The 15,347-nt window shown below is 55.3% G+C and carries 12 protein-coding genes, 2 tRNA genes and 1 pseudogene; 3 read left to right on the top strand and 12 right to left on the bottom strand.

What is annotated here, in order from left to right; all coding sequences use genetic code 11:
• Positions 1 to 39 precede the first annotated feature (39 nt).
• Positions 40 to 2,697: a valine--tRNA ligase gene (gene valS, locus FB556_RS05725; protein ID WP_141865693.1), complete on the top strand. Its 2,658-nt coding sequence runs from the start codon at positions 40 to 42 to the stop codon at positions 2,695 to 2,697.
• 72 nt (positions 2,698 to 2,769) lie between these two features.
• Here the strand turns inward: valS and FB556_RS05720 are convergent, their stop codons facing one another.
• The 7 genes from FB556_RS05720 to FB556_RS05690 all read right to left on the bottom strand — a co-directional run bounded on the left by FB556_RS05720 (position 2,770) and on the right by FB556_RS05690 (position 8,387).
• The gene (locus FB556_RS05720; protein WP_141865692.1) at positions 2,770 to 3,378 is read right to left on the bottom strand and encodes a mycothiol-dependent nitroreductase Rv2466c family protein; all 609 of its coding nucleotides are present in this window, start codon (positions 3,376 to 3,378) and stop codon (positions 2,770 to 2,772) included.
• 9 nt (positions 3,379 to 3,387) lie between these two features.
• Positions 3,388 to 4,698, bottom strand: a complete 1,311-nt coding sequence (gene clpX / locus FB556_RS05715) for an ATP-dependent Clp protease ATP-binding subunit ClpX (RefSeq protein ID WP_141865690.1) — start codon at positions 4,696 to 4,698, stop codon at positions 3,388 to 3,390.
• A gap of 173 nt (positions 4,699 to 4,871) precedes the next feature.
• Positions 4,872 to 5,519 carry an ATP-dependent Clp protease proteolytic subunit gene (locus FB556_RS05710; protein WP_141865688.1) on the bottom strand — a complete coding sequence of 216 codons (648 nt, stop codon included), beginning with the start codon at positions 5,517 to 5,519 and terminating at the stop codon, positions 4,872 to 4,874.
• A gap of 51 nt (positions 5,520 to 5,570) precedes the next feature.
• Positions 5,571 to 6,167, bottom strand: a complete 597-nt coding sequence (locus tag FB556_RS05705; protein WP_141866509.1) for an ATP-dependent Clp protease proteolytic subunit — start codon at positions 6,165 to 6,167, stop codon at positions 5,571 to 5,573.
• 211 nt (positions 6,168 to 6,378) lie between these two features.
• Positions 6,379 to 7,725, bottom strand: coding sequence for a trigger factor (gene tig, locus FB556_RS05700; protein ID WP_141865686.1), 1,347 nt, complete (start codon positions 7,723 to 7,725; stop codon positions 6,379 to 6,381).
• Between the two features lie 84 nt (positions 7,726 to 7,809).
• A tRNA-Pro gene (locus tag FB556_RS05695) sits at positions 7,810 to 7,883 on the bottom strand.
• A 430-nt stretch (positions 7,884 to 8,313) separates the two neighbouring features.
• Positions 8,314 to 8,387: transfer RNA gene (locus FB556_RS05690), tRNA-Gly, on the bottom strand.
• Positions 8,388 to 8,692: 305 nt separating this feature from the next.
• Here FB556_RS05690 and FB556_RS05685 point away from each other — a divergent pair.
• Positions 8,693 to 8,998: a hypothetical protein gene (locus FB556_RS05685; RefSeq protein WP_141865684.1), complete on the top strand. Its 306-nt coding sequence runs from the start codon at positions 8,693 to 8,695 to the stop codon at positions 8,996 to 8,998.
• Between the two features lie 105 nt (positions 8,999 to 9,103).
• On the opposite strand, the gene FB556_RS05680 is transcribed toward FB556_RS05685, so the two are convergent.
• Genes FB556_RS05680 through FB556_RS05665 form a run of 4 tightly spaced genes read right to left on the bottom strand, consistent with a single transcriptional unit; the run spans position 9,104 to position 12,241 of the window.
• Positions 9,104 to 10,168, bottom strand: a complete 1,065-nt coding sequence (locus FB556_RS05680) for a lipoyl synthase (RefSeq protein ID WP_141865682.1) — start codon at positions 10,166 to 10,168, stop codon at positions 9,104 to 9,106.
• Positions 10,146 to 10,814 carry a lipoyl(octanoyl) transferase LipB gene (lipB, locus tag FB556_RS05675; RefSeq protein WP_141865680.1) on the bottom strand — a complete coding sequence of 223 codons (669 nt, stop codon included), beginning with the start codon at positions 10,812 to 10,814 and terminating at the stop codon, positions 10,146 to 10,148. The genes FB556_RS05680 and lipB overlap by 23 nt, the downstream gene beginning before the upstream one ends.
• Before the next feature lie 51 nt (positions 10,815 to 10,865).
• Positions 10,866 to 11,735: an Fpg/Nei family DNA glycosylase gene (locus FB556_RS05670; protein WP_141865678.1), complete on the bottom strand. Its 870-nt coding sequence runs from the start codon at positions 11,733 to 11,735 to the stop codon at positions 10,866 to 10,868.
• A complete protein-coding gene (locus FB556_RS05665) occupies positions 11,735 to 12,241 on the bottom strand; it encodes a ribose-5-phosphate isomerase (RefSeq protein ID WP_141865676.1) in 507 nt (168 codons plus the stop codon). The genes FB556_RS05670 and FB556_RS05665 overlap by 1 nt, the downstream gene beginning before the upstream one ends.
• A 110-nt stretch (positions 12,242 to 12,351) precedes the next feature.
• Between FB556_RS05665 and pepN the strand changes: the two genes are divergently transcribed.
• A complete protein-coding gene (pepN, locus tag FB556_RS05660; protein ID WP_246057237.1) occupies positions 12,352 to 14,823 on the top strand; it encodes an aminopeptidase N in 2,472 nt (823 codons plus the stop codon).
• Positions 14,824 to 14,860: 37 nt separating this feature from the next.
• Here pepN and FB556_RS05655 read toward each other — a convergent pair.
• Positions 14,861 to 15,202: pseudogene (locus FB556_RS05655) on the bottom strand (DUF2267 domain-containing protein); the annotation flags it as partial.
• Positions 15,203 to 15,347: the final 145 nt, after the last annotated feature.

The following is a 15,347-nucleotide window of genomic DNA, read 5'->3' as shown; positions in this document are numbered from 1 at the left end:
CGACCAAGACCAGTGTCAGAATATGAAACAATAGTGGCCATGGCTGAAAATTCAATGGGCACAGACACGCCCAAAATGGTAAATGTCCCAGATCGTGTTGGTCTGGAGGGACTCGAAGAAAAATTTAGCACCCGGTGGGAAGAGGACCGGGTGTATGCTTTTGACCCGGACACTACCCGCGATGAGGTGTACTCGATTGACACGCCACCACCAACGGCGTCGGGTTCCTTGCACGTGGGGCACGTGTTTTCTTACACCCAAACAGATGTGATTGCCCGGTTTAATCGCATGTGCGGCAAGAACGTGTTTTATCCGATGGGCTGGGATGATAACGGTCTGCCCACCGAACGCCGCGTACAAAACTACTTTGGCGTCCGCACCGATACCTCGGTCCCCTATGATCCGAACTATCAGCCACCTGAACAACCGGCAAAGAACCGCCGGGACTGGGATGTGGTCTCCCGCCAGAACTTCATCGAGCTGTGCTTGGCACAATCTCGCGATGATGAAGAGATCTATGAGCAGCTGTTCACCCAGTTGGGCCTGTCGGTCGACTGGAATCTCAGCTATCGCACGATCGATGATCATTCGCGCGAAATTTCCCAGCGCGCCTTTTTACAAAACCTTGCTGATGGTCATGCGTATAACGCTGAGGCCCCGACCATGTGGGATGTCACGTTCCAAACTGCGGTAGCCCAGGCTGAACTGGAAGATAAAGAAATCCCCGGAGCCTATTATCGCTATCCCTTCTTCGCAGAAGACGGCTCCGAAATCTTCATTGAAACCACTCGCCCAGAATTACTGGCCGCCTGCTCGGCATTGGTCGCGCACCCAGACGACGAACGCTACCAGCACCTGTTTGGTAAAACCGTTACGTCACCTCTGTTCGATGTCGAGGTCGAGGTGTACCCACACGAACTGGCACAACCTGACAAGGGTGCCGGTATCGCGATGGTGTGTACCTTCGGTGACCAGAACGACATCACCTGGTGGCGCGAGCTCCAACTGCCGACCCGCACGTTGATTGGTCGCGATGGTCGGTTTGCTCGCGAAACCCCCGAATGGATTACCTCGGAACGCGGCATCGAAAACTATGCGCAGCTGGCCGGTAAGACGGTATTTTCCGCTGAAAAAGCGGTCATCGAGATGTTGGAAGCCGCCGATCTTCTCGACGGTGAACCCAAGAAGATCATGCACGCCGTGAACTTCTTTGAAAAAGGCGACAAGCCTCTGGAAATCGTCACCTCGCGTCAGTGGTATCTGCGCAACGGCGGCCGTGATGCTCAGTTGCGTAATAAGCTCATTGAACGCGGCAACGAGCTGGAATGGCATCCCGGCTTCATGCAGTCCCGATACACCAACTGGGTTGATAATCTCTCGGGTGACTGGTTGGTTTCGCGCCAGCGTGTCTTCGGTGTAGCTATTCCGCTGTGGTACCGCTTGGACGATGAAGGCCATCCTGACTATGACAACCCGATCGTCCCGTCGGATGAGCAACTGCCGGTTGACCCGGTTGAAGATGTCCCAGCGGGCTACACGGCTGATCAGCGCGACGTCCCCGGTGGGTTCACAGGTGATCCAGACGTCCTGGATACCTGGGCCACCTCGTCTTTGACGCCCCAGATTATTGGTCAGTGGTCGAAAGACGAGCAGTACTTCAACAACGTGTTCCCGTTTGATTTGCGCCCCCAAGGTCACGACATCATTCGGACCTGGCTATTCTCCACCGTTGTCCGCGCAGATCAGCTGCAGGACAGCGTGCCGTGGAAACACACCGCGTTGTCGGGCTGGGTGTTGGATCCGCAGCGTCAGAAGATGTCGAAGTCCAAGGGCAACGTGGTGGTACCGACTGACATTCTGGATGAGTTCGGGGCCGACGCGGTACGTTACTGGGCGACTTCTGCCCGCCTCGGTGCTGACACCGCCTATGAGGTCAACCAGATGAAGATTGGTCGCCGTTTGGCGATCAAACTGCTCAATGCTTCGAAATTTGCGCTGAATCTGGGTGCAACCCAAGACAAGATCATCACGGCGGCCCAAGATGCTGAAGTCATCACACACCCGTTGGATCAGTCCCTGCTAGCCCAACTGCATGAAGCGATCGTCCAGGCCACCCGAGCATTTGAGAAATATGACTATGCTCGTACGCTGAATCTGGTCGAAACGTTCTTCTGGCACTTCACCGATGACTACATCGAACTCATCAAAGACCGTGCATATGGTTCCCGGGGTGAAGCCGAACAAGCCTCTGTTGTGGCCACCTTGGCCACCGCGTTGGATGCATTGCTGCGTCTGTTGGCACCGTTCCAGCCGTTTGCTACCGATGAGGTTTGGTCTTGGTGGCGCACCGGTTCGGTCCACAAAGCTGCTTGGCCAGGACTCGATACTGAGCTGGCTGGTATTGCCGCCGCGGCACACAACGGCAACGTTGAAGTGCTGTCCACGGTGACGCGGGCGATCTCGCGGATCCGCAAGGCGAAGTCCGATGCCAAGGTCAAACAGCGCACCGAAGTCGTGGCTGCTACGATCACGGCTACCGACGACCGAATCCTTGAACTAAAAGCTGGTTTGGATGATCTGCGGGCCGCCGGGAACGTCACCGACTTGCAGCTGCAAGCTGGCGAAGCGATCACTGGCGAAGACGATGAAATTATCGATCTCCGCTTGACCGATATTGAATTAGCCTCCGCAGAATAATGCGGTAGCGCACAAAAAATGATCCCCGCCGGTGTTCTCACCGGCGGGGATCATTTTAGGGTCTAAGTTGGATTAGCTGAAGTCTAGATCCGAAGTGCGTGCGCGTTTTAGTTCGTAGAAGTATGGGTATTCAACAAGGGCGGCGAAACCATCCCAGAGTTTCCCGGCTTCTTCACCACGCGGGATACGGGTCATGACAGGACCGAAGAAAGCAGAGTCACCAATCGCGATGATTGGGGTTCCGACATCATTTCCCACGAGCGACAGGGCGTTCTTAGTCGACTCGCGCAGCGCGTCGTCACAGGAGCTGGTTTTGGATTCTTCCAGGATCTCGGCGGCATCTTCCACGCCGATCTCTTCGAGGGCTTCACTCAATGCGTCGTCATAGCGCTCCAGGCCATAGCCTTCGTTGTGAATTCGTGTGCCGGCTGCGGTGTAGAACTCAGCGACTTTGTCTGCGCCATGACGTTGACGAACCGCAATGGCAGCGCGTGCGCCCTGCCATTTGGACTTGGTGTTAGGATCGTCCTGATCTTCGTTGTCCTCATTCAATACACCCAGGGAAATGACCTGGAAGTCCACGTTAATACCGCGAACCTGCTCTACTTCGCTGATCCAACGTGAAGTAATCCAGGCAAATGGGCATGCCGGATCGAACCAAAATTTGACTGTTTGTGCCAAGTATTCTCCTTAGGCAGTTTTATTGCGACGTTTCCGGGCGACTTCCCTGGAGACCATCACCGGTTGTCCCGTACCGTCGACCGTTTCTTTCGTGATGGTGACTTGGGCAATATCGTCGCGAGATGGTAAATCGAACATGATGGGTTGCAGTACGTCTTCAATGATAGAGCGAAGACCACGGGCACCAGTCCCCCGTGCTTCAGCTTTTGCAACAATGGCTTCTAAAGCTTCTTGGTCAAAGTCCAGTTGCACGCCATCCAGTGCGAACATTTTCTGATACTGCTTGCTCAACGCGTTCTTGGGTTCGGTCAGCACCCGGATTAGCGCGTCTTCATCAAGATGTTCGACAGCAGTGATGACCGGTAGACGACCAATGAATTCTGGAATGAGACCGAACTTGATGAGGTCCTCGGGTTGGACATCGAGGAACGAAGGCGCATCTTCATCTCCGGCGACCTTCAGTGGTGCGCCGAAACCGATGGATTTCTGCCCGGCTCGTGCATCGATAATGTCTTCAAGACCGGCGAATGCACCGGCGACGATAAATAAGATGTTGGAGGTATCAAGCTCTAAGAACTCTTGATGGGGATGTTTCCGTCCGCCCTGGGGCGGTACCGATGCAACGGTACCTTCAAGAATCTTCAGCAGTGACTGCTGTACACCTTCACCCGAGACGTCCCGGGTGATGGAGGGGTTCTCAGATTTTCTTGAGATCTTGTCAATCTCATCGATGTAGATGATGCCTTTTTCGGCTTTCGCGACATCGTTGTCGGCTGCTTGGATCAGCTTCAGCAAGATGTTCTCAACGTCTTCACCGACATAGCCTGCTTCGGTTAACGAGGTGGCATCAGCGACAATGAATGGGACATCCAGTCGTCTGGCCAACGTTTGGGCCAGATAGGTTTTACCCGACCCGGTCGGTCCGACCAACATAATGTTAGATTTACCGATCTCGACTTCATCGAGGTGGGAGAAGTCGACGTCCGTGCCGAAGGCTTCTCGCATCGAAGCCTTAATATTGTCTTGGGCATGGACGCGTTTGTAGTGGTTATAGACGGCGACCGATAGTGCCGCTTTGGCGCGGTCTTGACCGATGACGTAATCATCAAGGTGCGCGTAGATCTCTTGCGGGGTGGGCAGGACGAATTCGCTGCTCTGGGTAACCTCGGCAAGTTCTTCTTCGATTATCTCGTTACACAGCTCGATGCACTCATCGCAAATGTAGACACCGGGGCCGGCGATGAGCTTACGCACCTGCTTTTGAGTTTTCCCACAAAAGGAACACTTCAGCAGATCTGCTGATTCTCCGATTCGAGCCATTTCATCTCCTTATGCACCTTACTAGTCCAGCATAAATGGTCAGGAGGTTATTCCCCGGGAGGTTGCTCCAGGCGTGGATAACTTCATTACCCGCTGTCATCGGGCGAATTCGCCTGATGCAAACAAACGCGCCCTACCACTATGGTAGGGCGCGTAGTGCATGATGTTGGTTACTAATCCATCTTCTTACGGGATTCGAGTACTTCGTCGATCAAACCGTACTCTTTGGCCTGCTCGGCGGAGAGGAACTTATCACGGTCGATGTCTTCACGGACCTGCTCTGCGGTCTTATTGGTGTGATTAGCCAGGGTTTCTTCCATCCAGGTACGGATGCGCAGCAATTCGTCTGCATGGATCTGCAGGTCGGTTGCCGTACCGCGGTCCCCACCCATGGACGGCTGGTGGATGAGCACCCGCGAGTTCGGTAGTGCCAAACGCTTGCCTGGCGCTCCTGCAGCCAGTAACACTGCGGCAGCAGAAGCGGCCTGACCAAGGGCAACGGTCTGAACCTGTGGGCGGATGAACATCATCGTGTCGTAAATCGCTGTCATCGCGGTGAACGAGCCGCCTGGCGAGTTGATGTACAAGGTGATGTCACGATCCGAGTCCATGGCTTCCAGGACCAGCAACTGTGCCATAACGTCATCTGCCGACGCGTCATCGACCTGGGTGCCCAAGAAGATGATGCGGTCTTCGAACAGACGAGCATATGGGTCCTGGCGTTTGAAGCCGTACGGGGTGCGTTCTTCAAACTGCGGCAGGATGTAGCGGTTGGAAGGCATCGGGGTGGCCGGTGTGCCCTGTGGCATTTCGAAATTCATTCAAGTCTCCTGAAGAAAAAATAAGATTCTGTGTCGCGACTGGGCTGCCGGTTACTTCTTGTCGATTCCGCCGCCACCGACCATGGATGCGGTCCCGGAAGCGATGTGATCGAAGAAGCCGTATTCGAGGCCTTCTTCAGCAGTGAACCATTTGTCACGTGCGTTATCTTCAAGGATGCGTTCAATTGGCTGGCCGGTCTGCTCAGCGGTAATTTCTGACATGACCTGCTTCATGTGCATGATCAGTTGAGCCTGAATACGAATGTCAGACTCGGTACCACCAATACCGCCCGAAGGCTGGTGCATCAAGATACGAGCGTGTGGGGTGGCGTAACGCTTGCCTGGAGTACCCGAGGACAGCAGGAACTGACCCATGGAGGCGGCTAAACCGGTAGCCACGGTGACGACGTCATTCGGGATCAGTTGCATGGTGTCATAGATTGCCATGCCCGCGGTGACGGAGCCACCAGGTGAGTTGATGTACAAAAAGATGTCAGCTTCTGGATCTTCAGCGCTGAGCAACAGCATCTGGGATGCGATCGCGTTCGCGTTTTCATCCTGGACCGCTGACCCAAGCCAGATGATGCGCTCTTTGAGCAAGCGGTTATAAATATAGTCTTCACGGCTGGCCGGATCTACCGATGCCATTCGTGGTGCGTTGGACGAGTCAGTCACGACGTCCTACCTTCCTTCACTGGCGTGATTGGGTTAGCAAACATTTTCTTGTCATCGACATTACTGGGCCGAACACAACTTGAGCAGGGTTGACTCAAACTTTTCGCTGTCGGCCTTGGATTGTACTTAAACAGTCGAGGTCCACCCCCTATTGTAGGAGCGGACCTCGACGTTTGGGCAAGACTTAGCTGTTGTCCTCTTCGGACTCTTCTGCTTCTTGATCTTCCTGTTCACCCTCTGGGTTGAGGAAGAACGACAGATCGACGTCGTTGCCGTCGGTGTCTACGACCTTGGCTTCTTCAAGGACTGCGGCAAGTGCCTTGCGACGGCGAACTTCACCCATGATCATAGGAACCTGTCCGGCCTGATCCAGCATCTGAGCAAACTGGTTTGGATCCATGCCGTACTGCGAAGCAGAGCTGAGGATGTATTCGATCAGCTCGGACTGTTCGACCTGGATTTCTTCCTGGTCGGCAATGGTGTCGAGTACGACTTCGTTGACGAACGCTTCGCGGAAGTTCTCGGCGACTTCTTCGCGATGTTCTGGCGTGTCGTGGTCGTCGCCTTCGGTGTGGCCCTGGGAAGTGAAGTGCTGTTCTACCTGCTCGGTGAGCATATTTTCTGGAACAGGAACTTCAACGAGCTTCAGGAGTTCTTCGAGTGCTTTTTCGCGTGCTTCGACACCCTGGTTGGTCTTGGCTTCTTCAGCGGCCTGGTTTTTCAGGTCTTCTTTGAGTTCTTCAATGGTGTCGAACTCGGAAGCAAGCTGGGCGAAGTCATCGTCTGCTTCTGGGAGTTCGCGTTCTTTGACGGCCTCCAGGACGACTTTGACGGTTGCTTCTTCACCGGAGTGCTCGCCACCAGCAAGCGTGGTTTCAAAAATCGCATCTTCACCGGCGGAAAGGCCTTCGAGGGCTTCATCGAGGCCGTCAAGCATGGTGCCAGAACCGATTTCGTAGGACAGGCCCTCGGCGGTGTCGACTTCTTCGTCATCAATGGTTGCATTCAGACCAATGGTGACGGTGTCACCCTTTTCGGCTGGACGATCGACGTCGACGAGAGTAGCAAAGCGTTCACGCAGCTCGTCGAGAACTTTTTGTTCCTGCTCTTCGGTGACGGTGATTGGCTCAACAGTGACTTCCAGACCTTTGTAATCTGGCAGTTCAACAGTTGGACGAATATCGAATTCGGTGTTGAACTTCAGCGGTGCTTCATCGTCACCTTCGTTGCCCGGTACAGAAGTGACATCCACTTCTGGGCGAGTCAGTGGTGCAAGATCGTTGTCACGCAGCGCTTCTTGGAAGAAAGCATCAAGGTTGTCGTTGACTGCGTTTTCGATGACGAAGCCACGGCCGACGCGCTGATCGATCAAACGTGGTGGAACTTTGCCCTTACGGAAGCCAGGGACCTGAATCTGGTCTGCAAGTGATTTGTAAGTAGCATCGATACGCGGTTTGAGTTCTTCAAAAGGAACCTCAACCTCTAGTTTGACCCGAGTTGGGGCGAGGTTTTCAACGGTGGATTGGACCACGTAGGACTCCTGGATTCTAATCGGAATTTCTATGGTTTCGGTACTTGCCGAATTACATCATATGCTTCCGACAGCACCATGCAGTCGGGACGACAGGATTTGAACCTGCGACCTCACGCTCCCAAAGCGCGCGCTCTACCAAGCTGAGCTACGTCCCGCGATCAGGTCAGTGACCTGCTGGATTATCCGCCATCGGAGTCTTACCCTGTAGCGGCTCGCACCATGGCGCCGAGAGATAACTATATGACAAAGCTTTCCGAAAGTCCAAATCGAGATGCGCTTTTTCGGAAAACTTCTCGAAACTTGGCGCTATCGCAAGGAATCCAGCCGGGAAAGTGACGTTCGCCATACCCGCGTTGACCTCGCTTTAAGCCTTTTTTAGCGTCTGCTCCGAAACCGTTTTCCTGGAGCCAAAACTTCTCGGGGATTCAGACGTGAAAACTCATATGGCTGTCCTTGACCCACGGTTCGCCCGGAAACGCCGGAACAGCTCGACAGATCGTTGCACCTACGCCCCATGAGATCTCGAGGCATGCAGAATTTTGACAAACAAAAAGCTCCGATTCGACCTGAGCAGGAATCGGAGCTTGGAGCGGGTGACGAGAATCGAACTCGCACTATCTGCTTGGAAGGCAGAGGCTCTACCATTGAGCTACACCCGCGTGCTGGTTGGGCAACAGACATAACAATAACCTATAAGGTGCTGTCATGCAAAACTGGGGCACCGTCTTTTTGAAATTGTTCTTGAGGATTCAGTTAGCTCTCGTGTTGGCGTTTCCTCATGCGCTGATGTGTGGAACGTTCATTTTCCGACCTCAATCATTTAGGATGAAACGCGACATCGCATGCTCGTGACGAGACTTGTTGCAGCCACTATTATGTGCATTATCAGCTGTCTCTGTGCTTTTCAAAAACACACGCTGGCTGGGCCCGACAATGTTAATGAAAATTTAAGGGACAAGAAACAATGTTTGAAGCGAAGACGCTCGATCACCGCAACGTGGGTCAAACACTGATCTACCGCGGCGGACAATCGGTCGCTGTTATCCAAGCGATCCATCATTATCCAGACAAAGGCACCGTCGATGTCGTCACCCCCGAAGAGGTTGTGACCTATAAAGAAGATGACTGGGTCAATACAACCCTGTCACCTGAACTGAACATGATTCGAGTGGTATATAAATCCTGGATCGAACGCGATGCCACCCTGACCGAATCAGATCTCAATGATCTGATGGATAAATTCTCCCGCGGCGGCACGAACGGCATATAGAGAGTTCTCGACGGTCTTCCCAAGTGTCCCCGGGGCACTCGACAGCTAGAGAACAAAGCCATACCGTACCTCACGGCACGGTATGGCTTTTGCTATCTAGGATTTCTAATTCAGTGCTGCGGCTGGGATCGCAGCGACGTCCTTATTAGGATCTTTGAAACGGTCGGCGACGGATTCGGCTTCCTGCCGGGCCGGGGTATCAGCACCTTCGGCTAGGTGGCTGAACTGTGGCGGGATTTCGCGGCCCAGGGCGCGCATGGCTTCGACGTAGAGTTTGCCGGAGCGGTACGAGGAGCGGACCAATGGGCCGGACATGACGGCTTTGGCTCCGTGTTCGTAGGCGAAGTCGCGCAGGCGCAGGAACTCTGCTGGCTTGACCCACCGATCGACCGGGTGGTGCAGCGGTGACGGGCGCAGGTACTGGGTAATCGTAATAATATGTGTACCGGCATTGATCAGGTCCAGGATGGTCGATTCGATTTCTTCGGTGGTCTCCCCCATGCCTAAGATCAGGTTGGATTTGGTGACCAGTCCGGCATCTCGGGCCTTGGAGATCGACGCCAAAGATTTTTCGTAGCGGAACGCCGGGCGGATGATTTTCATCAGTCGCGGCACGGTTTCCAGGTTGTGCGCAAAGACTTCGGGTTTAGCGTCGAAAATCTTCTGTAAGGCGCTGTCGCCGCCCCGGAAGTCATCGACGAGCAGTTCAACACCGGTGTGCGGAGTGCGTTCGTGGATGGCTCGAGCGGTTTCGGCGTACAGCCAGGACGCGCCGTCTTCGAGATCATCGCGTGCTACACCGGTGACGGTGACGTAGTTCAGCCCCAGCTCATCGACCGATTCGGCCACCCGGTACGGTTCATCAGTATCGTATTCGTCGGGTTTGCCGGTGGCGATGTCACAGAAACCGCAGCGACGCGTACATACCGCACCACCAATAAGGAACGACGCTTCGCGGTCTTCCCAGCATTCGTAAATGTTCGGGCAGTTGGCTTCAGCGCACACGGTGTTCAACGAGGTCGTGGCAACTTGCTCTTTGAGCTTTTTGTATTCCGGTCCCACGGTGGCGCGAGTTTTGAGCCACTCAGGGCGGGGCTCACGAGGGACTTGAGCGTTGCGGGCCTCAATGCGCAGCAGTTTGCGACCTTCAGCCTGCGGGATGGTAGACATGCACGTCTCCTTCAATCTTTGTCGGTGCAAGTAGTGGTTCAAGGCGTTGCTCTAAGGCTGCCACCAGTGGGGCGGCCACGGCCCCCAGTGTGGTGTCGATGCCTTCTTCGGCCATGGAGGTCACGGTCGCATCCGTGATGCCGCACGGGACGATGCCCGAAAAGGCGGCAGCAGGGTCGGTATTGACGTTTAGCGAGATGCCGTGCAAGGTGGCGTCTTTGGAAATTTTCAGGCCGATGGCCGAGATCTTGCGGTTGTCGATCCACACGCCGGCGCGGCCATCAATACGCCGGACGTCAAGATTAAAGGAGTGCTGCAAGGTATCTAACACCGCACCTTCGACCGCGCGAATGTATTTGATGACATCGACCGGGGCGGCAAGTTTGACCAGTGGATAGCACACGAGCTGTCCGGGACCGTGCCAGGTAATAGAGCCTGCGCGGTCGGTTTCGATGATGGGCAGACTGTGGTCGATGATGTCGTCAGACCGGGTGTGACGACCGGCCGTATAGCTTGACTCTGCTTCGAACAGCAAAAAGGCGTTGGGATGGTCACCGGTGGCGATCTGGGCGTGCAATTCACGTTGCAGTTCGTCCATCGCAGTGTACGTTTTCAGGCCGGTATCAAGGAAATCTATGACATGCACGGAGTTAACTAAACCACAGTTCCTGATGGGCTTTAAGGTTTCACCTAATGTTTAGGACTTTTGACAGGCGGTACACCAGTACAGTTTCCGGGCTTCTAGCTCTTCTACGATGATCGCATCCCGGCCGCATACCCGGCATGGTTGGCCTTGGCGCTGGTAGACGTAGTTGGCGTGTTCCGGGAATGCCTCAGCCAACGACACGCCGGGGCGGTGGTCGGGTTCGGTGGTGATGATCCGCCCGGTCTCTACCCCGATGTGCAACAGCTTCACCTGGTCTGCCCAGATCGCTTCGTGCACATCCTTGGGCAGCTGATTGGCCGGGGTGTGCGGGTTGAGGTCCAACCGGAATAACCCTTCGGCGCGGTAAATATTGCCGATCCCACCAATGGTCTTTTGATCCATGAGAATCGCCCCGATCCGTCGCCGGGTTTTGGCCGCGACATCATAGAATCGTTGCGGGTCGGCATCATCGCGCAGCGGATCCGGCCCGATGCCATCGATAACTTCCTGGGCCTCAGCAATAGTTAAAGTTCGACAAATACTCGCACCGACCAGGTCGGCCCAGGCGTGGTCGCCAATGATGCGCACCCTGGTGGTCGGGCGTGGTTCAGTCAACTCGACGGCGGCGTCGCGGTGATCTTCCTGTTCACCAATCTTGCGCGGCGCCCCGATGGATGAGTGCTGGGTTCCGCCGAAAGTCCAGGCGCCATACATGCCTAAGTGCACGTTGAGCACGAGTTCGTTGTCGAAATACAAAAACCAGTGTTTACCATATGCTTCGGCGGCGACGGCCCGATGCCCGTCGAGCAGTTTCGCGCCGTCGACAAACCGACCCTGTGGTGAAGAAAGTCGGAGCTGTTGGTTGAGGAAGACTTCGTCGAAGTGCCGGGCAAGGCGGTGAATAGAGTGACCTTCTGGCATTAAGGCTTGGCAATCCCCTCGGTGCCGAGTTCAAAGCCACCGATGGCACCGGTGGTCTCGTATTCGCCGATCTGACCGATACGCCGGGCGTGGCGTTCTTCATTCGACCACTCAGCGGTGAGAAATGCCTTGATGATCTCCAAAGCTTCGACGGGTTCATGCTGACGACCACCGACGGCCACGACCTGGGCGTTATTGTGTTCCCGGGCCAGCTGGGCGGTAGAAACGTTCCAGGCCAGTGCCGCACGGATGCCCTTGACCTTATTGGCAGCCATTTGCTCACCGTTGCCCGAACCACCCAGCACAATACCCAAGGAGTCCATACCGGACTCACGGTCAGCTGCGACCGCGAGCGCCGCGTTGATGCAAAACGATGGGTAGTCATCAAGCGCATCATATTCTTGGGGGCCGTGGTCGATCATCTCGTAGCCGGCTTCGGCCAGATTGTCGATCAGATACTGGGCCAGTTCTAGACCGGCGTGGTCGGTGGCAATGTGAACGCGCACGTGGACTCCTTGAGGATGAGAAGAATTGCTGACTTCAGTTTAGTCGGGGTTATGTAGTGACCCGTGTTGGTGAAACAATGGTGACATTGTTTTTTTGAAAGGAGCCGACCGTGCCGGCACCACTGACTACCACCATCACCCGCGAACAGGCGAAACTGCGAGCCGCAATGCTTGAGGTCGATACCTACCGGTTGCACTTTGACCTCACCGACGAGGACGTCTTTACGGTGCATACCGTCGTGAACTTTTCCGTGTCTGCGGCGGCCATCGGACAAGGTACGACGATTGACCTTCTCGACCACGAGGTCATCTCGGCGCACATGAACGGTCGCCCAGTAAATTACGACGGCGCTCGCCTCTGCCTACAAAATCTGCAAGAAGACAATGAGCTGGTGGTGCGCTCGCAAGCCAACTACTCGACCACGGGTGAGGGCTTGCACCGTTACATGGATCCTTACGATGAGGCCATTTACTTGTACTCGCAGTGTGCCCCGGCTGATGCGCGTCGCATTTTCCCGGTCTTTGACCAACCCGATCTGAAAGCCCGCTACGACATTCAAGTCACAGCCCCTGCTCACTGGCAGGTCATCTCCAATGAGCCCGGCGAATATACCATCAGTGACGATGTTGCCCACTGGAAGTTTGCTCCCACCCCGGTGATGTCGTCGTATCTGTTTGCCCTGATTGCCGGTGAGTACATTCAGGTGGCTGAGGATGTCTGGGAAACCCATCAGGCTGCGGTGTCGTTGGGGTTGTGGGCTCGGCGGTCATTGGCCAGATACGTGGAGGCCGGCGAGATCTTTGACATCACCAAAAGTGGCTTTGCCTTCTATGAAGAGCAATTTGACCAGCCGTACCCATATACCAAGTACGACCAGATCTTTGTGCCCGAGTTCAACGCCGGGGCCATGGAGAATATTGGGGCCGTCACGATCGTAGAGGACTATATTTTCCGCTCCCCTGTCCCCCAGGCCACAGTCCAACGCCGGGCCATCACGATCCTGCACGAATTAGCCCACATGTGGTTTGGCAACCTGGTGACCATGAAATGGTGGGACGATCTGTGGCTATCAGAGTCTTTTGCCGAATTCGTCTCCCACATCGCAGCAATCGATGCCGGATTTACCGATGCCTGGACCACATTTAACGCCATCGAGAAAACGTGGGCCTACCGTCAGGACCAACTTGCCACGACCCATCCGGTCGTCGCCGACATGGTCGATCTAGATGCGGTGGCTGGGAACTTTGATGGGATCACCTACGCCAAGGGTGCATCAGTGCTGCGCCAACTAGTAGCACTGGTTGGTCAAGACCGGTTCATGAGCGGTATTCGCCAGTACTTTGCCGAACACGCCTGGGGCAATGCCGAGTTTTCTGACCTGCTGCGTCACCTCGAGCGCGCCTCAGGCCGTGACCTGTCCGATTGGTCACGCCAATGGTTGCATTCCACCGGGGTCAACACCCTGAGCTGGGAACGCCACAACGGCCTGACGATCACCCAGACCCAACCGGTACGCCAACACCGCGTCGGGATTGGCTGCTATGACTTCACCGGGGATAACCTCACCCGCACCCACTACCTCGAAACCGATATGAACGCCGAAATCACCACCGTCAACGTACCCGAAGCCCCACTGGTGCTAGTCAATGATGCGGACCTGACCTACGCCAAACTGCGCGCCGATAGCACCTCAGTCCACACTCTGACCGATCACCTGGGAGCAATCGATGACTCGCTTGCGCGAACCTTAGTGTGGGGTTCAGCCTGGGATCAAACCCGCGACGCCCAAGCCTCCGCATCCTGGTTCTTAGAACTCGTCTTGGACCACATCGCATCAGAAACCGACTCTTCAATTGTCATGACGCTGCTGCGCCAGACCGCCGAAACCTTCGAACGCTACATCCCAACAGGCCAAGTACCGCTCTACCGGCAGCATTTCGCCTCTCGCCTCTGGCAGCTTGCTCTGCAAACCCCCACGGGCTCGGATGTCCAGTTACAACTCATCCAGGCGTTTATGCGGCACGCCCGCCAGGACCAAGTCACCACCCTCAGCGCGCTCGCAGACAAACAAGGTCCACAAGGCTTCTCAGTCTCCACCGACATGGCCTGGACCGCACTCCAGCGACTCGTCGCCATGGGGGAAGCGGGCCAGACCGAGATCGACGCTGCCGAAATGGCAGATGACACCTCCACAGGGTATCTGGCCGCCATGCAGGCTCGGGCCATGATCCCAACCCGGGAAAATAAGGCAGCAACCTGGCGGCTAATGACCTCCGGTGAACCCACCAACCTGGAATTGCGTCGCCTCGTGATGGGCTTCCGAGACGTCCACGACATCTCGCTGCTGCTGCCCTATACCGAAAAGTATTTCGCCACCGTCGATGACCTCTGGGATGCCAGCAGCTTCGAAACTGCCGAGACATTTACGGTCGGACTCTTCCCCATGTGGGAGATTACCCAAGACACAGCGGTACAGACGACGGCGGTGGCGACGACGACCACCAACACTGGGCTCAAACGGATTCTGACCGAATTACACGACGACGTCCAACGTGCTCTGCGCGCTCGCAAGGCGTTCTAACGATCGCTTTTCGGGATCTTAAGATGCTAGAAAAGCGTTAAGCATTGTTCCAGCTGGCATAGGAAGCATAGTCATCAGGTAGGGCATCGAGCAGGTTCGTCACCTGCCCGTCTGATACTGCCTCCATCAGGACAGAAAATGCTGCATGTGTACGAGTGCGGCTCTCCTCGAGTGTAGTGCCAAGCTTTTTGCTCACCCGACGCACCATCTCCGAAGCATCGAAACGCTCTTTGACCGCAGGGGCATCAGCCTTAAGGATCTTTCCATAGGCTTTAGGCAATTGTGCCGCGAAGTCGTCGCGCTCGTCTTTAAGATCACGAAGCGACAAGGTTTCGAACAGGGCGACGACGGTATCATTGGCGTCGTCGAACGAGTCTAACTCGGCACGCTGTTATACCCGTTCAACGATTTCAGTAGTCTGCATGGTTTCTCCTTCGTGCTACGTACGTGGATCGTATTTGTCAGCTAAGAGGACGGTAAAATAAGGCACCCGACTGACAGCGGACTTCGTCGCGTTTTCGAAG

Source organism: Enteractinococcus coprophilus (assembly GCF_006716305.1).
GTDB classification, from domain to species: Bacteria; Actinomycetota; Actinomycetes; order Actinomycetales; family Micrococcaceae; genus Yaniella; species Yaniella coprophila.
The sequence above is the reverse complement of the archived record's forward strand: the minus strand, read 5'-3'. Positions and strand labels throughout refer to the sequence as shown.

Coding starts and splice junctions, on each gene's coding strand:
- valS (WP_141865693.1), top strand. CDS start 40: ATGGCTGAAAATTCAATGGGCACAGACACGCCCAAAATGGTAAATGTC.
- clpX (WP_141865690.1), bottom strand. CDS start 4,698: ATGGCTCGAATCGGAGAATCAGCAGATCTGCTGAAGTGTTCCTTTTGT.
- FB556_RS05710 (WP_141865688.1), bottom strand. CDS start 5,519: ATGAATTTCGAAATGCCACAGGGCACACCGGCCACCCCGATGCCTTCC.
- FB556_RS05705 (WP_141866509.1), bottom strand. CDS start 6,167: ATGGCATCGGTAGATCCGGCCAGCCGTGAAGACTATATTTATAACCGC.
- FB556_RS05685 (WP_141865684.1), top strand. CDS start 8,693: ATGTTTGAAGCGAAGACGCTCGATCACCGCAACGTGGGTCAAACACTG.
- FB556_RS05680 (WP_141865682.1), bottom strand. CDS start 10,168: ATGTCTACCATCCCGCAGGCTGAAGGTCGCAAACTGCTGCGCATTGAG.
- FB556_RS05670 (WP_141865678.1), bottom strand. CDS start 11,735: ATGCCAGAAGGTCACTCTATTCACCGCCTTGCCCGGCACTTCGACGAA.